Genomic DNA, 18,971 nt, shown 5'->3' with positions numbered 1-18,971 from the left:
CCATTTGAGAATCACCTTGCGAGTACCAGTCAATCGATTGGGCGACTGGGGTTTGGGAATCCGTTCGTTTCATGAGTTACTCCTTGTCCTGGTTGATTAACATACGACGAAGGTTTTGACGTTTCTTCGCCAACTCCAGCTGCTCTGCTTTCTCACGCTCGACCTCAGCCTCGAAGGCATCCAGGTCAATCACACCGCGAATCGAAGCCTCTACAATCTCTCGCAATTGCTCGGATGGGAGTGATTCAAGTTCCCAGGCCCGATTTCCGTGGAGTTGCACGAACCGGTCGTAGCGCGACGAGGTTTCCTTAGAGAGTTGACCTTCGTGCAGATCCATGGTGCGAACCTGTTCACTGGTCAGCGCCGCCTTCACGATATGCAGTTGATCTTCGGAGATTCCAAAGTCGTCTCGGAGCGACACGCCGAAGCTGCAGGGGATATCCTCACCCTCGGGATCAAAATCAGAGATCACGATCACCACCAAGCTCTCGCGACCACTCTCCCGATATCGGTCGACCATCGCCTTTCGGGGAGGCAGCGATGAGTAGCCGCGACCGCTGGTCATCGGCAGGCTGTACCGGGACGAAACGCTGCGCAACTGGCTCGCGACGGTATTCTTCTCAACCAACAATTCCACCCAGTTCGGCTGGCTCTGCTGCAGGTCGCGGTAGTAGTTGTCGAGAAACTCTTCGAACTCTCGACGCACAAAATCACCCACGCAGCGATGCATGTCCCAGATGACAACAGGCCGCGTCTCGTCTCCCACCGCCTCAAACGGTATCGAGCCGTCGAGACGCAACCGAGTCACCATATCGGTCGTGTCGTTGTAACAGGCGTTGTTGTTTACGAAGGGCGTCCGGGTCAGGTCGTTGCGCACCAAACCTTCGATATTCAGGAGTCTGTAGAAAATGAAGCGGTCGCTAATCGGCCAGTTGGGCTTCTCATCCAGCACGGTGCGAACGATGGCGGCGCGTAATTCCAGCTTCTGCGTAATCGCCGAACGCCGTTTTCGGATTCGCAGCGGAATCGTCTCGCTAATATCGACGTAAGCCGAGTCTTTCCGAAACCGCCGAACCCGGATATAGGCGTCGTTGGAGGCTAGGGCCAGTTCTTCCCGATACTGCTCCGACGTTGTTTTGACGCGCTGCCGATTAAAGCTTGCCAGCAATCGCATAAACTCGTCGTGGTTGCCAAAGAAGGAAACGTCGTAGCGGATGCGAACCGGAATTCGTGCCAATTGGAGCTTGCAGGCCGCCGCATAACGCCTGTGCCCCGAAAGGATATAAGCGTCGGCACTTACCACGATTGGTTCCAAAATCCCAAGCTCTGCAACGTTGGCGACCAGCGCCAGGAACGATGGCTCGTTCTCGTCCACCGGATCGTAAAGTTTGTCGTTGATCCAAGCGGGGCGTATCGCCGAAGTACACACCGCGGCGTGGCATGCCTCGACGGACTGTGTAGTTTCACCGCGCGGCAGGATAAGACCTTCTTCTTCGAGTTGCTTCCGGTGGTTCGAGACGGTCCGATTACTGACGCCGAGGCGACTGGCGATCTCTCGGTTGCTCGACCTGCGCCATTGCTCGAGAAGCGCCTCGCGGACCATTTTCGCTTTTTGGGATCTTGGTTTGGTAAGTGTCGCTGTCGCCATTGGTATCCATCCTTGAGAGTGATTAATCGTTTCCATCGAATTGGCGAACGCGCCGTCAGAGGTTGACGATTCGTTGCATCCACGTGCCTGCCAGCAGCAGCAATAGAAAGACGACGAACGCGTCGAGCGGCCCGATCACGCCGTCGACGATCATCGCCGTTCTCGCTGCCACGCTTTCCCAGCCACCATTGGTCTGCCGATTCTTCTCGTTCATGAATTCAGTCCCTCCATTGGGTGTTGCTACTGCTGCATACTGTCGCGACAGTTCCCATTGCAGTTGAGGTACGTACACGCGTGCGCGTGTGCGCGGGCGCGCACCCGCGATAACAATGGGAAGTGTCGCGACAGTGCGCGACAGTAGATGCCTGTTGGGTCTTGCCGAAACTTCCATGCTTGTCTCGTTTGACATTAGAAGGTTCCTTTCAGGGTGATCCCGTCATAGAACGGTTGCTGACCGGTACCGCGACGGCGAGTGACGCCGGGGACAGCGGCAGACAGATCGCGACCAAAAACCTGTTTCGTCGAGACTAGATTTCGCCCCTCGTCTTCGCACCAACGTTTCCAGGCGTCATACAGTTCATTGACGCCGATTCGGTTGCCAGGCTGCACTGCGCAACGGTCTCGTACGAAGGCGGAGACAGGAGACGAAAGGTCCTCGATGTCTTGAACGACATCCGCGACCCCGCTCGGCATCACAAAATGCCCTCGCTCTTGCAGACGCTGCCAACCTTCAATGGCCCAGTTCAGAATTCCCGGCAATTCGCCAAAGAGCCGATCGGTTAAACCCGAGTCTTCCTGGCCATAAAAAGTGCGCGTGAACCGTAAGATCATGAAGCGACCCGCTAACGCTCCGCTGGAATCACTTAGCCGCGGAAACTCGTTGGTCAAAAACATGAACCGCGTCCGCAATTTCAGCGTAAGGCTGCCCATAAACTTCCGATCGACCGTGAGAGCATCCTCTCCCGAAATGCAGAGCAGGCGTTCCACCACCGTGGCGATGTTGTCGCCGTGAAACCGGGCGTCGCTGACGATGGCCAGAGACTTGCCGATCAGCGGCTGCAGTCCAAACGCACCGGCTAGACTGGAAGTAGTCGGGCCGCTCACGTTGCCTTGGCCAATGAGGCGGGTTAACACGCGACCGATGGTTCCCTTGCCGCTCCGTCTTGGTCCGACCATGAGCAGCATCTTCTGCTGGGATGTGTCTGCCGTCAGGCAGTACCCGAACCATTCCTGTAATAGGTCGAGCGACTCCCTATCATCTTCAAACAACTGATGCAGGAACTCGTACCAGGCGGTCGGTGCAGGCGCTGATGGATCTGGATCGAACTCCAGAGCATTAAGCGTGAAAAACTGCGGCGTCGGCGGAAGGCGCTCCATCGTGGGCAAGTGAAGCAGCGTCGACCTGCAAGGTAGAAGTTCGTCGATCGAGAGGCCTTTCGGCGCTTCGCCCATCCAAGAAGGCGACTCGACCGAAGTAGGCAGGTGGACATGGTTTCGGATCGATTCAAGAGCCGCGTTGACTGTCGTTGGATTCGACTCGAAGTCGACCAGTTCCAGCCGATCGGAATTGCGATTGCGTCCATAACGCACCGCTCGGTGTAACCAGTCCTGCAGACGGTTCTTGACGGCGTCATCCTCGACCTCGACATAGCGGTTGTTCCGCCACTCCAAGATGTTGTTGGCGTACGAGTGAATCGTCCGTCCTTCCGGATAGAAGTGGAAGTCACGAACATACGCCTCGGCGGTCGGCAGCGTACGTTTGGAAGAAAGCACGACACGACCTGTTTTGGGATCGCGATTTCCAAGCGGAACGTAGCCCTCGCTGTCCGTCTCGAACGCCTGCCCACGCTGGCATCTTTGTTCGGCGTCGCGAATTCGCTTGAGGATCTCCTCGTCAGCCCAAACCTTCGGAAATGGCTGCTGACGAGCGTACTCCCGGATCGTGGCAAGGGCGGTTTGCTCATCCAGGTCATATTCGACCGTGCGACACGCGGCGACAAAGATACGATACGAGCCGTCGCTTTTGTCCGTGAGTCGGATGCGGAGCATGGCCGCTAAGCAGAGGGCGGCGCTATCGGTTGGATCGATAGCGACAGCGTTCACCTGCTTGGGCGCCATCGGGCACTTGGCTGGTTGCCTCACCGTTGCCGATGACGGATCCTCGCCGAGCTGGACCAACACGGCATCCGCCAGTCGCTGCACTCAGTCCAAGAGATCATCGGGATCGACAATCGCCGGTTCCGGATCCTCGTTTTCCCAGCGAATTGGATCTCCTGATTCATGCGTACTGTCTGGAAAAACCGTCTGCATGCCGGTCGAGCGGATTTCGACGAGCATGCCTACTTTTTTGCTGCGGAACTTCTTCGTCTCGAGCGGTCCAGTCACTTGATAGATCCGGTGGGAACCAGGTCTCGAAGTTCTGCCAAAGACTGCCTCCGTTGGCGGGAGGTATTGATCGGCTAGATCGACGGCAAGCGAATGATCTAGGTCGATGTCGATCAGCCAACCCGACGGTTCTCCCAACAGCACGCCGATGTTTTGGGGCGCGCCATTGAAGTATTTTCCGAGTTCCTCTTCGGTAATTCGCAGTTTCTGCCAGCCGTTAAAGCCGGGATTCTTCGAGCGATAAGGTACGGGTACGACCGACCATCCTCGCTGAGCGTATTCGAGGGCAGTGCTTGCCCCGGTTCGAACAATCATGCCGCGCCTCCTGGCTTCGCAAAGCCGTTGAGGCCTGAGTGAGAGTGGGCGGTCTTCTTCACCGCATCCTTCTCAATCCGTTCGACCTGAAAGCCGTCGTCACCGATTTCCCGCAGGAGAAAACCGGTGAACAGACGGCTCAGATCGACGCCAACCTCATTGCTGGCGTCGATCACACAGGCCCTTTGCGAAAAATCAAAGTGGTGAGCCGCGTCGAGCCGAATGCGAGCCCGACCATGGAGAGACTCCACGCCGAACAGTGCCAGGACGATGGCCGCCTGGACATCCTCCTGTTCGATGTGCCTGGCGAAAGTGAATCGATAAACAATCTTGGTCGCTGTCATGTTGGTGCTCCGAGCCGGGTTAGGTTGAGGACGAATCATCAGTTACGCCGTCTGCCTCCCGCGCGCTCGGAAAATCGATATATTCTCGAAGTCCTTGATCTTCGAAGTACTGGCCAATGAAATTCAGCGACCGATAAATGGCTCCTCGTGATAGTTGCAATCGTTTTGCAATGTCAGAAATGGAGTGACCGCTCCGGTACAACTGGCAGATTGTCTGCTCCGGGGCGATCAGGCCCTCGATAGCGGCGTCCACCTCGCGCCAATCTTCCCCGGGGACGGTCCGGTGATCGATGACGTCCAGTAGTGCGCCGTCATGCGGTGAGACAGGCCATTGGATCGTCTGGCCATTACCGCGGCACTTTTGCCAATACGCTCGAATGATGTCGCGTTCGCGGTCTCTGACGAGTTCGTTGACGAAACTGCCAGCGGAGCCACGAGCCGGATCAAAGCGGTTCCATCGCTTCAGAACGTGAAGTGCCAACTCCTGCCGGTAGTCGTCGACGCCTGATGGATCGCGTAGTTTTACAGCTAGGCGGTTGGCGCTCGTGTCGAGTAAGAAACTTGACTGCTGGATCGCCGTAGCGGCGTCGGGATGTGGGGAACGTTTCTGGATCATGCCGACTCTCCTGTGTTGGAGAATTGGCGAATGGCGTCGATGACTTCGAGCTCGTGGCGGATCTTTTCGATCGCCTCGGCGTCAAACAGTCGCAGAATGCCTGCTCGAGCGGCGGGCTTGATGTGAGGTCGCGTGGCCAGAATGTGCACCACGCGATGGAGAGGGGCGTCTAGCATTTTCGCTATGACGCCTGTGGTTCGAAGTTGGGGAACGGCAGTCATGAATCGTCTCGCTTTCTTTCTGGAGGAAAAATAACCCCTTTCCAGAGAGCGAAATGATCACGAAGTTTTTTTGAAATACCGAGAAAACAAGCGTCAAACAATGCGTGAGCGCGCATGCGCGTTCATGAGCACCCGCTATTTTACGCATTCCGGGGATCAGTTCCTAATCATCTTGAGCTTCCCTGTGCACCTGAATCCACTCTCGCATTGCCGCGGAATCACCGTAGACATCCGCTGCGGACTTGACGTGCCTCGACAGTTCTTCAGGGGAAGCCTCATCAACTAGTTGTTTGAAAATCTCATCAAACTCAAGTTTTACGTCAACGGTCTCAACGGTATCGGCTTCGCGCGACTGGGGTTGAGTATTCAGGTCCTGCTCACTTAGGCTGAAGATCTTCGCATTTCTCGCCCTTGAGCCCGCCCAACTTTGAAGACATGGGGTCTTTTTGATCGCCCTGCCAACCGTATTCGGAGCACATCCAAGTTCCTTTGCCAACTTTCGTTCACTTGTATATTTCTTGCCCTCAAGCATTTTCAATAAGAGCAGCGTACGGGCCTCCTGCCACGGCATCCCGTCCGGCCATGACATTCCGCCTTGCTGAGGTGCGTCATCGTCTCCGTTCGGTGGTATTGGACTCTCTTTTTCCACGTTGTCGGTTTTCGTTGGCGGATTTATCAGCAGCCTTACAATTTTGATCACAAGCCATGCCTTTGTGTCCTGTCCATCTTCTTGACGCATGATGGCCTTCTCGATCCTCTTGGCCAGAGAATCCACATCTCCTTTCATCGCGTGGTAAAGCAATCCGAGGGCTATCTTTCCATTCGCTTCCGCGATTTCTAGCTGATCGAGATTGGCCTTCCACCGATCCACGATGATCACATCGGTGACGCCAATCACGCGTTGGGCATACCAACGCCAATAGTTTGCCGGCGGTGGACAAGGATGCAAATCGTCATACTCCGGGTACTCACCCGTCTCGCGGTGAAACTTATCCGGCAACACGTTCAATTCTTGGAAGGCTTGCTCCAGGCGACGTTCGCGTTTGATTTCATAGGCTCGCACGGCCTCTCGATCCCGGCGCTGCTGCTCTTTGGCTTCTCCATCGGCTAACAACTCATCGAGTTCGACTTCGTTCATATTGGCTCTCCATAAGAATTTTCTGCGATCCGCGCGGATTCCGAGCGCACGAATTCGAAAGGGCGTATTGGAGATGCGAACCGGTTAACAGCTCGCACTAAAGAACAGGGTGATGAGAATGACGCACCGCTCGCATTACGGCATGGATGAGATGAACCCAATATACGAATTGACGACGATTTTGGCTCGCGCGATTATTCGTCGCATGCGAGTTCGGGGATGCTATCAGTCGCCGCAGACACCTTCGGTCACATTGTCGAAAACTTCTGCCAGCGACGCCTTGAGTTCGGCGCCGAGATACCGCTCTCTGGACACTCCTGTTGACGCAACCACTCTCACCACAGGAGTTTTTGAAAGATGAACATCGACAAAGAGGTCGCCACGATGGAGCGGATGACGGTTAACCAACTGCGGGAAAAGTACGCCGAGGTCTTTGGCGAACCGACCAACGGAAGGCATAAGCAGTGGCTGATCAAACGGATCGCGTGGCGGATGCAGGCCAACGCCGAAGGAGGTCTGTCCGAACGGGCACGGCGGCGAGCGATGGAACTTGCCAACGACGCCGATCTGAGGACGACCATCCCACGAACGCAAAAAACATCCGCCGCAGCCGAGTCACGAATCATCGCCGTCGCCACCAAGTCGCCGCAAAGTACACACCTCCTTCCAGGTATGTCACTACAGCGTGTGTACAAGGGCGAGACGATCCACGTGAAAGTGCTGGACGATGGCTTTGAGTGCCAAGGTGAACGCTACAAATCGCTCACGGCGGTTGCGAAGGCGATCACCGGCAAGCATTGGAATGGATTTCATTTCTTTGGTCTGCGTAAGAACGGCGGTGACAAATGAACAAACGTGCGAAGCCTCCCGCCGAGCCCGCCACGATCCGGTGCGCGATCTACACCCGCAAATCGACCGAAGAAGGTCTGGAGCAGGAGTTCAATACGCTCGATGCCCAACGTGAAGCGGGTGAGGCGTACATCCAGAGCCAGCGACACGAGAATTGGGTCTGTCTGCCCGACCGCTACGACGATGGCGGTTTCACCGGCGCCAACATGGACCGGCCGGCGCTGCGGCGCCTGCTGGCCGATATTGAATCGGGCAAAGTAAATTGTGTGATTGTTTACAAAGTTGATCGCCTCTCCCGCAGCCTTCTCGACTTCACGCGGATCATCGAAACGTTCGACCGAAACAAGGTATCGTTCGTTAGCGTAACGCAGGCCTTCAATACGGCTTCGTCGATGGGGCGGTTGGTCCTCAACGTGCTGCTCTCCTTCGCCCAATTCGAGCGCGAGATGATCAGCGAGAGAACCCGGGACAAGATTGCCGCCGCACGCCGCAAGGGAAAATGGTCGGGCGGTTTGCCGGTGCTGGGCTACAACGTCGAACAGACCAAGCTGGTTCTCGATGACGCAGAAGCACGCCGGGTCCGCGAGATATTTGAGATGTACCTAGAGCGTCAATCGATACTCGACGTAGGCAAGGAACTCGAAAACCGCTGCTGGCGAACCAAACGATGGACAACGAAGAAAGGTGCCGAGCGTGGCGGTCGACGGTTCGACAAGGGCTCGCTCTACGCTCTGCTCACCAACGTCGTCTACATCGGAAAGGTCCGGTACAAGACAGAAGTGCACAACGGTGAGCACGAGCCGATCATCGATCCAGAGACGTTCGCGAAGGTTCAGGCACTCTTGCAGCAAAATGGTAGCAGCGGCGGGAAGACGGTTAGAAACAAGCACCACGCTTTGCTGCGGGGACTCTTGCATTGCGCCGCCTGCCAGTGCGGGATGAGCCACAGCTATTCGAAGAAGAAGGGAAACCGGCTCTATCGGTACTACGTCTGCCAAAAGGCTCAGAAACGCGGATGGGATTCGTGCCCTGCGCCTTCGATTCCCGCGGGTGAGATTGAGCGATTCATCGTGAACGAGATCAAAGCGATTGGACGCGATCCGCAGGTAATCAGCGCAACGCTCGAACAGGTGCAGGTGCAGACCGCCCAACAAATCGAGCGACTTAACTCAGAACGGGCCGATCTGCATCAGGAACTACGCGACGCACATGCTGAACTTGGGCGCTTGGCGGCTATGGTCGGCCCCGGCGATTCTAGGCTGGCTGACGCCCATGATCGGATCCAGGAAGCGGAACGGCGTTCGACGGAGGTTGAAGACGAGTTGGCCGCACTTGGCGGTGATACCCTCGACCGGACCGAGGTTGCCGCCGCATTGGCCGAATTCGACGCCGTGTGGGCGTGTCTGGCCCCGCGGGAACAAGAACGCGTCATTGGGCTACTCGTCGAACGGGTCGAATACGACGGCGACGGGGGGAATATCTCGATAACATTCCGGCCGAGCGGGATTAGAACGCTGGTCGGCGAATTGGCGAACGTAAAGGAAGAGGTGGCGGCATGATTACGGTTCAGCGAAAGGTGGAGTTTCAGACGGCGCGGCGGGAGCGGAAGCTGCGGGAGGAGAAGGCCATAGTGGGCCGTGTGCCACGAGTGTCGCGGTTGATGGCGCTGGCGATACGGCTCGACCAGATGATTCAGAATGGCGAGGTTGCCGACCAGGCGGAACTGGCCCGGCTGGGGCACGTGACTCGGGCTCGGTTGACGCAGATCATGAATCTGCTGCAGTTGGCGCCGGATATTCAGGAGGCGATCTTGTTCTTGCCGGTGACCAAGAGGGGGCGTGATATTGTTACGGAGCGGGATTTGCGGCCGATCGCGAGCGATTTGGACTGGGGAAGTCAAAGAAGGCACTGGCAAGACGTTATCGATGACCTTTGATTCGCTTTTGCTTTGATATCGGCTCGCCAGTCAATTGGCAAATGGTAGTTTGTATTACCTTTCATCTCGATTGCACGAAAAAAATGCCAAATAGTCAGCCCAACTTCAGCACAAATTTTGTCTGAAAGGGGCATTCTACGAGGCTTCAAGGATTGGTAAGGTTAGCAGGTGCCCAATCTGATTGCTAAAAAGTTTTGAGAGAAGCGATGGAAAGACTTGATGAATACCTGACCATTAAGGACGCTGCTCAGTTTTTAGGCGTTTCTCAAAACACATTGCGTTACTGGGGACGAGATGGGCGCATTCCAATGCATCGAAATCCGATGAATGGCTATCGGCTATTTCGTCAGTCGGACTTGGAAGCGGTGCTCAAGCAGGCCGCCCAGACGCCGAAGGGTGCGAAGAAGCGCAGTGCAAAGTAGCATCGCGTTTATTTGCAAAGGTTACGGTTTACGAGTCGCTCATCGAGAAACGCGATGGATCCTGGAAATATTGTAAGTTGTCGAAACCGCGAATGGGTGCTACTGCCCAGTGAGGATAATCGCGTCGATTTGCTCCGGCCGCTTACCGGGGCTACCGACGAAGTTGTCGCTTTACACAAGTCGTTGACTGACTTGATCCGCTACTCTCTGGATAATGAGCAGGTTCGCTCTGCTACATTTCCGTTGCCCACAGTCAATGACCTAGCGGATGCGTCCAGTGCAGATCTGCTCTGGCAAGCAGCTAGGCTCACACTGCGCGAGGGGGCGGCTCCATTTCGATCTCTTGGCCGGATTTCAATTCGGCCCCGAGTCTACCAATTTGTCCCATTATTGATGGCGTTGCGAGTTGACCCAGTTAGGCTGCTCATTGCCGATGACGTGGGAGTGGGCAAAACAATTGAAGCCTTGTTGATCGCACGCGAATTGATGGATCGAGGCGAGATCAGAAGTTTCTGTGTTCTCTGCCCTCCTTACCTGTGCGAGCAATGGCAGAAGGAGCTTTCCGAGAAATTCAACCTTGAAAGTGTCATTATCCGGTCTGGCACTGTCGGGCAGCTCGAGCGCCGCAAGCATTCCAACCAAAGTATCTACAAGCACTATCCGATCCAAATCGCGAGCATTGATTTCGTCAAGAGCGATCGTAATCGGCATCTCTTTCTAATGGACTGCCCAGAGTTTGTAATCGTCGATGAGGCTCATGGCTGCAGCAATGCATCAAATCAACGCACAACCCAACACCAGAGACACTCGCTGGTCAAAGAATTAGGTGACCTGCCCAATCGTCATTTGATCCTGCTAACAGCAACTCCCCATAGTGGCATCGAGGACTCCTTTCGCTCGCTACTTTCCTTGCTTAATCCTGAATTCGGACAATGGGACACGAATTCCTTGTCGAGTGGGCAGCGGGACGAGCTTGTAAAGCACTTCGTCCAGCGAACTCGGCATGATATCGAGTCAACATGGGAAGGCGATCATTGTTTCCCGGTCCGAAAGCCAAGTGACGAGATTTATCGTTTGTCGAAGGGGTATCGCGAACTCTTTAAACAGACTTACGAGTTCTGTTCTGAAATAATTCAAGGCGGACAGTCGCTAGATAAGCGTCAGCAGCGGGTTCGCTATTGGGGAGCTCTTGCACTGCTGCGATGCGTTATGTCGAGTCCGGTTGCAGCCGTAGCGGCTTTGGAGAGACGGCACTCGAGACTTGAGACGGACGACAGCTTCATTTCACGCGAAGAGCCTGAGTACCGGGGCTTCGTGTTTGAATCGGACCAGCAGTCAACGGAGGACGACACGCCATCCGCACCAATTCAATCTGCTGACGAAACTCTGTCAGATAGTGAACGGAGGCAGCTGCGAGAACTTGCCAAGCTTGCCGAGAAATTGAAGGGGCCTGCGAAAGACGAGAAGATCGCTCGCTGTGCAGAGATTGTGTCTCGCCTCCTTGACGACGGAACCTTCCCAATCGTTTGGTGCCGCTACGTGGATACGGCCGAATATGTAGCAGAAACACTCGAAAAGGAATTAAAAAGAAAACACAAGGGTTTGCGAGTTCTATCGATCACGGGGCGTTTAGGAGATGAAGAACGTCGTGAGAAGATCAATGAACTTTCGCTTCATTCTCCTCGCATTTTGGTCGCCACGGATTGCCTAAGTGAAGGGATCAATCTTCAGGGGGCTTTCAGTTCGGTTTTGCACTATGACCTACCCTGGAACCCCAATCGTCTGGAGCAACGCGAAGGCCGTGTCGATCGATTTGGCCAACGGGCAAAGACGGTTCAATCCATTCGCTTTTTCAGTCCAGATAGCCCCGTCGACGGTGTCGTTATCGAAGTGCTGCTCAATAAAGCACAACAAATTCACAAGTCGCTCGGCACACACGTACCTGTTCCCGACGAAAGTGAAACGGTAACCGAGGCGTTGCTCAATGCCCTTTTCCTGCGAGGTGACAGGCAGATAGCAGCAGACCAATCTCAAATGAAGTTTGATTTCGGCGACGGTGAAGAGGTCTCGAAGTTTCATCAACGCTGGGACGGCAATGCAGAACGCGAGAAAATCAATCGAACACGTTTTGCTCAGCGAGCGCTAAAGCCTCAAGAAGTGCAAGCTGAGCTCGAAGCGACAGACGCGGTACTCGGTGATCCTTCAGCCGTTCGCCAGTTTGTACTCAACGCGGCGCAACGTATTCGCCTTTTGATCACGGATCTTAAGCAAGACGACACTTTCTCGATAGCGGTCAACGATGCCGACCGTTTAGCACTACCACGTCCGATTCAGTTTGCTTTGCCTCTAGGTAAGGAGGCTAGCTGGAAGGTCAGCTTTACATCACCAACCCCCGAAGGATGCGAATATCTAGGTCGCAATCACCGATTTGTAACAGCGCTCGCTCGCTTCCTGATGGAGGAAGCTATGACAAGAGGCAATGTCGCGACCGCATCGAGATGCGGCGTCATCCGCACACGAAGTGTTGACCGATTGACCGTCCTGCTTTCGCTCCGCGTTCGCTATCTCCTGAATCAGCCCGAACGCACATCGCTCCTATGCGAAGAAGTCGTTGTGATGGGGATTCAGCCAAACGGTGAAAAGAAGCGATTCACAAGCATCAGTGAAGATGATGCGTTGAGCCTGCTAGGAGAGGCAAAGCCCGACGCAAACGTCCCCATGCCGGAGAAGCGTGAATTGGTGGCCGCGATGCTCGATCGATGGGAGTTGTGGCAACCGTCAATCGAAGAGAGCGTGCGCAATCGTGCAGCTGAGCTTGCGAAGAGCCACAAACGAATCCGTCGAGCCGTTTCGATGCGGGTTCGCGAGCTATCGGTGGAACCTCAGTTGCCACCCGATTTACTCGGAATATTGGTCCTTCAACCGGTGGTCGAAGCATGACGCAGTTCCCATCGATTCGTATTGAAGGCGGTTTGCTCAGCAGCGATATTTTAGATCGGTTACTTACTGACTCGCTGCCGGGCCAGAAGCCAGCTGATTTTCGGTTGTCAGCGTCGCGAAATTTGACGGACGAGATCGCGATGAGCTTTGCTGACGCGCGATCCCTATGGGATGTATTTCAGCGTCGGCTCGATAAGCTTGCGCAAGATGATCTTGCTACGGGAGTTACCCGCGATGCCTGGATGATACCGTTTCTTGGGCTGCTGGGATTCGAGCTAAAGTACAACACCCGCGCGCAAGACATTGACGGTTTGTCCTTTGCAATTTCACACCGCAGTGGCGAGTCAGAGGCTGATCCTCCCGTTCATGTTGTCGGGCACCGTCAGCCCCTCGGGCGAGTTCCGGCGTCGGGCACTCCCCGCATGGCGCCGCATACCTTGATGCAGGAGTTCCTCAACCGAGATGATCGGCTGTGGGGAATCGTTACGAACGGGCAAACCATTCGCCTTCTTCGTGATTGCACCTTCGTGCGACGACAAGCCTACATTGAATTCGATCTCGCCGAAATTCTCGAAGAAAAGCGGTTTCAAGATTTTTCCGTTCTGTATCGGTTACTGCACCGAACTCGCTTTCCCAGCGACACGACGACCCCGGAAGAATGCTTCCTCGAACGATATTTCGAGCATTCCGAAGAGCAAGGCGGACGCGTCCGTGAGCATCTACGTGACGGCGTCGAAGAGTGCATTACACTACTTGCAAATGGGTTCTTGCGTCACGACAACAATATCGAATTGCGGCATCGAGCTTCGCCCCGATGCACCAGCGAAGACCGACTTTCCGCTGATGAGCTGTACCGCCAACTGCTTACTCTCATTTACCGATTCCTGTTCTTGCTGGTTTCGGAAGATCGTGGAGTCCTGAGCAACGTACCGATCTACCTTGATCATTACGGTGTCTCGCGTTTGCGTCGATACTTGGACCAGCCTGGTTCGAGCACCGAACACGATGACATCTGGCAATCCCTGCGAGTCCTATGGTTGGTCTTAATCAAAGACCAGTCTCAGCCCTCTTTGAATGGCGAAACCATGGCATCGGTCCTAGGATTGCCGGTGCTGAACGGAGAATTGTTTTCGCCACAGTTGCTCGATTCATGCACAATCAGCAATGCTGACTTCTTGCAGGCCTTTTGGCACTTGGCGTGGTACCGGGACCGGTCTTCGGGACCGGCTCGCCGAATCAACTATTCGGCGCTGGACGTTGAGGAACTCGGGAGTGTTTATGAAAGCTTGCTTGAGCTCCACCCCTACGTCGATGAACCCTCACGCGGTAACGTGTGTTTCGATTTCGCACGCGGAGGAGGACGCAAGGAGAGTGGCTCCTATTACACTCCACCATCTCTGGTAAATGAACTAGTTCAATCGGCGCTTGAACCAGTACTTGCCCAGCGTTTGAGTCAGTGCTCAACGGATGGCCAGCGCAGGCAAGCTATCTTGTCGATTCGCGTTTGCGATCCAGCCTGTGGCTCCGGCCATTTCCTGCTCGCTGCTGCGCGTCGTCTAGGCAAGGAGCTGGCTAGAGTCGAATCGGGCGAAGCCGAGCCGGCGCCAGAAGTGATTCGCACGGCGATTCGCGAAGTCATCTCGCATTGTGTCTATGGCGTCGACCGAAACCGACTGGCGGTTGACCTATGCAGAGTCGCATTATGGCTGGAAAGCCACACGGCAGACAAACCGTTGACTTTTCTCGATCATCGAATCCGATGTGGTGACTCGCTGATCGGTGTGTTCGACCTGGAGATCTTGCGAGATGGAATTCCCGACAAAGCATTTTCGGCTCTGGAGGGTGATAACAAGAGTTTCGCGAAGGATATGGCGAAACGCAATCGTGATGAACGTGCTGGCGCTATGGACTTGCCCGACTTCGACGTCAGCTTCTCATCACGCGAGCTTGGACAGCACAGTCGTGAAGTGGACGCGGTTGCCGACGACTCTCCGGAGGCGATTCGTCATAAAAAAAAGCTTTTTGAAGACAGTCACAAAGACCCACACTGGCGCAAGCAAAAGCACGCGTGTGATTTATGGACGGCAGCGTTCTTTCAACCTCTCCGCCCCGATCGCCCCGTGATTACCACGGCCACGCTCGATGCATTTCTGAAGGAAAAGCAGATCGACCAACAGGTTGCCGCAATGGCAACGGCGATTTCGTTTGATCAAGGCTTCTTTCATTGGCCACTCGAATTTCCCGAAGTGTTTGCCGATGGTGGGTTCGACGTGGTGCTATCTAACCCACCATGGGAGCGTGTAAAGCTACAGGAACAAGAGTTCTTTGGTCCTCGAGATGCGACAATCGCAAGTGCTACGAACAAAGCGGCAAGGAGCAGACTTATCAAGTCGCTCCCAAGTAAAAATCCTGGACTGTATGACGAGTACATCTGTGCGATTCGAGCTGCGACGGCTTCCAGTAGCTTTTTACGTGAAAGTGGCCGTTTCCCGTTTTGTGGTCGTGGAGACATCAACACCTATACCGTCTTCGCGGAATTTTGCCGCGATGCGGCGCGAAAGGACGGACGATCGGGAATCATTATTCCGTCCGGAATTGCATTTGCCGACACGACGAAGGTTTTCTTCGACGATCTTGTTTCCAGCGGTGAATTAGTTAGCTTGCTTAGCTTTTTCGAGATTCGCAAGTTCTTTTTAGCAACGGATAGTCGCGACCCGTTCTGTCTGTTGACTCTTTGTGGCAAACTCTCACTTGGTTGTGAACCTGCGATTTTCGTGTTTGACGCGAAGACGGTCTCTGAACTCCACGATGAGGAGCGGCGATTTTCTCTGACTGCGGCGGAAGTCGAATTACTGAATCCGAATACACGGACATGTCCGATTTTCCGATCTGTCAAGGATGCTGAGCTTACCAAAGCGATTTATAGGCGAGTTCCGGTCCTGTGGAAAGAAGCACGTGAGGATGTGCCGCAGGAAAATCCATGGCGAGTGTCATTTAATCGCATGTTCGATATGGCAAACGACTCTCATCACTTTCGCACTGCAGATGAATTGACCGAAGACGGATATAGTCTTGAAGGTAATATCTTCTCGAGTCCCTACGATCGATACTTACCACTTTATGAAGCAAAAATGCTGCACCATTTCGATCATCGCTGGGCGACATACAATTCGGCGACCGAATCGCGAAATGTAACGCTCGAAGAAAAGCAAGACTGTAACTTTGTGGTTCAGCCGCGTTACTGGGTGCGCGAAGAGGTCGTTGAGTCGGTTCTTCCAAAGTATCCCGAAGCGTTGGCTCGTGCCGTACGGCTTGAACACTACCCCAGCATTGACCGTATTCTTCGCTGGTGGGCTGCGGCCTACTTTGTCCGCGAAGGTCACTTTGATATTGGCGATCAGTTGCTAAAAATCAATAGCGACGACGAGCGAGAACCCACCATTGAACGCTTGCTCGGTGAGGGTACAGCTGAAGAAGTCGGCAAGCGTTTGCTCGACGACTATCCGCTTACAGAAGCAGACGCTCGAAACATCTTTTCCGAAGGCGTCGAACGACGAGGGTTCGCATTGGAACTGATCGAGCGGTTCAGCCCTGACCGATTACTCGCGTGGCGGAACATTTGTCGATCGACTGACGAACGAACTATTATCGCTTCAATCGTTCCTTTGTTGCCAATTGCTCACTCCGCTCAGTTGGCATTAATAAAACCATTCTCATCCGAAGTCAACAGTTTATTGCTTGCGGTATTGAATTCGTTTTTGATCGACTATGTAGCAAGACAGAAGCTTGGCGGAATAAATCTTACTTTTGGCGTGCTTCGCCAACTTGCGATTCCCGAACCCCAATTGTTCTGGAACCACCATGCAATACTTGGTGAGGTTCTGCCTGTAACTTGGATTTCGCGACTGGTGCGCGTGTTGGTGGTGTCCAGCGATGATATTGCAACGAGTGTCAAATCTAGTCTTGTCACTCCGTGGAGCGATGAGTTGCGTTTTCAGGCCCAGTGTGAGCTCGACGCGTTTCTAGTTCACTTGCTTTTACCCGCAGAAACCGATGGTACATGGCAATCTTCAAGCCGTGAAGGCAATCGCGAATTCCAAAACCTCTGTGATCTGTTTCCAACAGTTCGAGACGCTCTGGGATTCGTGATGGATCAATTTCCGCTGGTTGCTAGAAAAGACCATGCGGCATTTGGTGAGTTTCGTACGAAACGTCGCATTCTCGAAATATACGACGAGATGCTCACTGCTCAGCGATCCTTTAAACCCTTCAAAAGTAACGTCTTAGATGGTGACGGCAGATGATTTCTAAGTTGCATCTCCAGAAGTTTAAACGCTTCAAGGATCATACATTCAACCTCTCAACGGACTCCGTTTCACTTCTTGCCGGAGGGAATAACTCTGGGAAGTCTACACTTCTTCATGCGTTGGCCGTATGGGAATTCTGTCGTTCGTCGGTCGAGACTCAGTTAGGACGTGTCGCATTTGTAGGTGCCTTTGCGGGCAACGGCGTGAGTATTGGTGCAGATGAATTTTCGCCAGTGGCGATTCCCAATCTTCGTTACCTTTGGACCAACCTTAACACAAGCAAGAGGGGCAATCCCGGTCAACCGAATTCAACATACACAATGCGGATCGATTGTTCATGGAAGTTCCTTGACGCAAGTGGCATTAGTGTAGAACGTCAGCTGGAATTCGGCCTCAGTCTGCGTCACGACCGAATCTTCGTCAAGCCATTGTCGTCAACAGTGCAGACTGAAGATCCGATTCCTAGGTGCGCCTACTTGCCCCCCTTTGCGGGAATCACGCCCAGAGAGGAACGCATGTCGCTGGGAGCGCAAAGGAGAATGATTGGTCGTGGCCTTGCCGGAGCAGCGTTGCGAAACATCCTCTTTGATCTACATGATGGCTTTCAACACGCGCTGAAGGAGAAGCTCGCTGGTCGCACGCAATTAAACGGTCGAGAAAAAAGGGAATTTTACCAAACGAACCCTTGGTGCCAACTAATCGAGACGCTTCATCGCGTTTTCAAATGCGATTTGATCGTTCCTCCTTTCGATGATTCTTACCACGTCTCGCTTCAATTGGACATCGTTGCCGGACTTTACGATGATGGTCGATTCAAAAAGCATAATGGCTATGCGGCCCGAGATATCATGGTCGAAGGCAGCGGCCTACTTCAGTGGCTGAGTGTCTACGCGCTCGCGGTTTCCCATGAAATTGACGTCTTGCTACTCGATGAACCGGACGCGCATTTGCACCCGACTTTGCAGATGCACCTACTGGATCGGCTGCGATCGCTTGCCCGTGAAAATCAAAAGCAAGTGCTAATGGCAACACACTCGACGGAGCTGCTACGCAGTGTGGAGCTTTCAGAAATTTTCGAGATAAAGCGCAATCAAGGCAAATACTTGGTTGAAGATCAACAGCGCATAGCCCTATTTACAGGACTCGGAAGCGACTACGCACCCAATGTAGACAGAGCAAAGAGATTCAAACGCATTTTGTTCTTTGAGGGAACCTCGGACGATTCGATTGTTCAAGCAGTAGCAGAAAAGATCGGCAGGCGTTTGCCAGATAATCTGGTGATTTGGCAGACGAGCTTTAACCATAAGCAGCGTCGATCACTTTTTGAAATGCTTCGTCGCGAAATTCCGGGTCTTAGAGCGATCTCGTTGCGTGACCGTGACGAGGAGTCGCTTACAAATATAAATTCGGACTTAAAACATAACGACCATCTGGATACAAATGATTTTCAACCACGGACTTTGCGAAGGAAGAACATTGAGAATTACCTGATCGTCCCGGACGCAATCGCGAAGGCATCGGGAAAAACTGTTGACGAGGTTAACGAGTTCTTGTCAACCGAGTGGGGGCTCTCGGTGGGGCAGAATCATGCCAAATCCGATTGTGCACCGGGACTTATGGATATTGCAGGAAAGAAGTTGGTTGTTGAGGGATTGCTCCCAGCTGGCGCTGATACGGGGAAGCTCTCGATCCGTAACAAGTTCAATTGCGAACGGCATGAAATCGTCAAAATGCTCGAAGAAAACGATGTGGCCGATGACCTCAAGAAGTTGATTAACGATATTCACAAAATGTGCAGCTGATGAGGGCGAGGAAGTGAGCATCTTTGATTTACACGACCAAATTCTCGC

Annotated in this window: 15 protein-coding genes; 7 read left to right on the top strand and 8 right to left on the bottom strand. The window is 53.8% G+C overall.

The window, feature by feature from the left end; all coding sequences use genetic code 11:
- Positions 1 to 76: 76 nt before the first annotated feature.
- The 8 genes from SH421x_RS19660 to SH421x_RS19625 all read right to left on the bottom strand — a co-directional run bounded on the left by SH421x_RS19660 (position 77) and on the right by SH421x_RS19625 (position 6,667).
- A complete protein-coding gene (locus tag SH421x_RS19660; protein WP_488851689.1) occupies positions 77 to 1,684 on the bottom strand; it encodes a winged helix-turn-helix transcriptional regulator in 1,608 nt (535 codons plus the stop codon).
- A 19-nt stretch (positions 1,685 to 1,703) separates the two neighbouring features.
- Positions 1,704 to 1,862 carry a hypothetical protein gene (locus SH421x_RS19655; RefSeq protein ID WP_488851687.1) on the bottom strand — a complete coding sequence of 53 codons (159 nt, stop codon included), beginning with the start codon at positions 1,860 to 1,862 and terminating at the stop codon, positions 1,704 to 1,706.
- Between the two features lie 194 nt (positions 1,863 to 2,056).
- The gene (locus SH421x_RS19650) at positions 2,057 to 3,751 is read right to left on the bottom strand and encodes a DNA primase family protein (protein WP_488851685.1); all 1,695 of its coding nucleotides are present in this window, start codon (positions 3,749 to 3,751) and stop codon (positions 2,057 to 2,059) included.
- A 99-nt stretch (positions 3,752 to 3,850) separates the two neighbouring features.
- The gene (locus SH421x_RS19645; protein WP_488851684.1) at positions 3,851 to 4,348 is read right to left on the bottom strand and encodes a bifunctional DNA primase/polymerase; all 498 of its coding nucleotides are present in this window, start codon (positions 4,346 to 4,348) and stop codon (positions 3,851 to 3,853) included.
- Positions 4,345 to 4,692 carry a hypothetical protein gene (locus SH421x_RS19640; RefSeq protein WP_488851683.1) on the bottom strand — a complete coding sequence of 116 codons (348 nt, stop codon included), beginning with the start codon at positions 4,690 to 4,692 and terminating at the stop codon, positions 4,345 to 4,347. The genes SH421x_RS19645 and SH421x_RS19640 overlap by 4 nt, the downstream gene beginning before the upstream one ends.
- 19 nt (positions 4,693 to 4,711) lie before the next feature.
- Complete coding sequence (locus SH421x_RS19635) at positions 4,712 to 5,308, bottom strand: helix-turn-helix domain-containing protein (protein WP_488851681.1); 597 nt, start codon at positions 5,306 to 5,308, stop codon at positions 4,712 to 4,714.
- Positions 5,305 to 5,529, bottom strand: coding sequence for a hypothetical protein (locus SH421x_RS19630; RefSeq protein WP_488851679.1), 225 nt, complete (start codon positions 5,527 to 5,529; stop codon positions 5,305 to 5,307). Before SH421x_RS19630 ends, SH421x_RS19635 begins: the two co-directional genes overlap by 4 nt.
- Before the next feature lie 163 nt (positions 5,530 to 5,692).
- Entirely contained in the window at positions 5,693 to 6,667 is a 975-nt protein-coding gene (locus SH421x_RS19625) for a hypothetical protein (RefSeq protein WP_488851677.1), read from the bottom strand.
- Positions 6,668 to 7,024: 357 nt separating this feature from the next.
- On the opposite strand from SH421x_RS19625, the gene SH421x_RS19620 reads away from it, so the two are divergent.
- From SH421x_RS19620 to SH421x_RS19590, 7 genes are all read left to right on the top strand, one after another.
- The gene (locus SH421x_RS19620; protein ID WP_488851676.1) at positions 7,025 to 7,516 is read left to right on the top strand and encodes a DUF2924 domain-containing protein; all 492 of its coding nucleotides are present in this window, start codon (positions 7,025 to 7,027) and stop codon (positions 7,514 to 7,516) included.
- Positions 7,513 to 9,075, top strand: a complete 1,563-nt coding sequence (locus tag SH421x_RS19615; protein WP_488851675.1) for a recombinase family protein — start codon at positions 7,513 to 7,515, stop codon at positions 9,073 to 9,075. Before SH421x_RS19620 ends, SH421x_RS19615 begins: the two co-directional genes overlap by 4 nt.
- Complete coding sequence (locus SH421x_RS19610) at positions 9,072 to 9,452, top strand: hypothetical protein (RefSeq protein WP_488851673.1); 381 nt, start codon at positions 9,072 to 9,074, stop codon at positions 9,450 to 9,452. Before SH421x_RS19615 ends, SH421x_RS19610 begins: the two co-directional genes overlap by 4 nt.
- A 206-nt stretch (positions 9,453 to 9,658) precedes the next feature.
- Positions 9,659 to 9,874 (top strand): MerR family transcriptional regulator, encoded by a 216-nt coding sequence (locus SH421x_RS19605; protein ID WP_488851671.1) that lies wholly within the window; start codon positions 9,659 to 9,661, stop codon positions 9,872 to 9,874.
- Between the two features lie 54 nt (positions 9,875 to 9,928).
- A complete protein-coding gene (locus tag SH421x_RS19600; protein ID WP_488851669.1) occupies positions 9,929 to 12,814 on the top strand; it encodes a DUF8741 domain-containing protein in 2,886 nt (961 codons plus the stop codon).
- Positions 12,811 to 17,118, top strand: a complete 4,308-nt coding sequence (locus SH421x_RS19595) for an Eco57I restriction-modification methylase domain-containing protein (protein ID WP_488851667.1) — start codon at positions 12,811 to 12,813, stop codon at positions 17,116 to 17,118. The genes SH421x_RS19600 and SH421x_RS19595 overlap by 4 nt, the downstream gene beginning before the upstream one ends.
- Complete coding sequence (locus tag SH421x_RS19590) at positions 17,115 to 18,923, top strand: AAA family ATPase (RefSeq protein WP_488851665.1); 1,809 nt, start codon at positions 17,115 to 17,117, stop codon at positions 18,921 to 18,923. The genes SH421x_RS19595 and SH421x_RS19590 overlap by 4 nt, the downstream gene beginning before the upstream one ends.
- The last annotated feature ends 48 nt before the right edge of the window (positions 18,924 to 18,971 follow it).

Source organism: Blastopirellula sp. SH421 (genome assembly GCF_057808535.1).
Note: the sequence above shows the minus strand (reverse complement) of the source record. Positions and strands in the feature narration are given on the sequence as shown.

Coding starts and splice junctions, on each gene's coding strand:
- SH421x_RS19605 (WP_488851671.1), top strand. CDS start 9,659: ATGGAAAGACTTGATGAATACCTGACCATTAAGGACGCTGCTCAGTTT.
- SH421x_RS19600 (WP_488851669.1), top strand. CDS start 9,929: ATGGATCCTGGAAATATTGTAAGTTGTCGAAACCGCGAATGGGTGCTA.
- SH421x_RS19630 (WP_488851679.1), bottom strand. CDS start 5,529: ATGACTGCCGTTCCCCAACTTCGAACCACAGGCGTCATAGCGAAAATG.
- SH421x_RS19625 (WP_488851677.1), bottom strand. CDS start 6,667: ATGAACGAAGTCGAACTCGATGAGTTGTTAGCCGATGGAGAAGCCAAA.
- SH421x_RS19655 (WP_488851687.1), bottom strand. CDS start 1,862: ATGAACGAGAAGAATCGGCAGACCAATGGTGGCTGGGAAAGCGTGGCA.
- SH421x_RS19610 (WP_488851673.1), top strand. CDS start 9,072: ATGATTACGGTTCAGCGAAAGGTGGAGTTTCAGACGGCGCGGCGGGAG.
- SH421x_RS19620 (WP_488851676.1), top strand. CDS start 7,025: ATGAACATCGACAAAGAGGTCGCCACGATGGAGCGGATGACGGTTAAC.
- SH421x_RS19590 (WP_488851665.1), top strand. CDS start 17,115: ATGATTTCTAAGTTGCATCTCCAGAAGTTTAAACGCTTCAAGGATCAT.
- SH421x_RS19640 (WP_488851683.1), bottom strand. CDS start 4,692: ATGACAGCGACCAAGATTGTTTATCGATTCACTTTCGCCAGGCACATC.
- SH421x_RS19595 (WP_488851667.1), top strand. CDS start 12,811: ATGACGCAGTTCCCATCGATTCGTATTGAAGGCGGTTTGCTCAGCAGC.
- SH421x_RS19660 (WP_488851689.1), bottom strand. CDS start 1,684: ATGGAAACGATTAATCACTCTCAAGGATGGATACCAATGGCGACAGCG.
- SH421x_RS19615 (WP_488851675.1), top strand. CDS start 7,513: ATGAACAAACGTGCGAAGCCTCCCGCCGAGCCCGCCACGATCCGGTGC.
- SH421x_RS19635 (WP_488851681.1), bottom strand. CDS start 5,308: ATGATCCAGAAACGTTCCCCACATCCCGACGCCGCTACGGCGATCCAG.
- SH421x_RS19645 (WP_488851684.1), bottom strand. CDS start 4,348: ATGATTGTTCGAACCGGGGCAAGCACTGCCCTCGAATACGCTCAGCGA.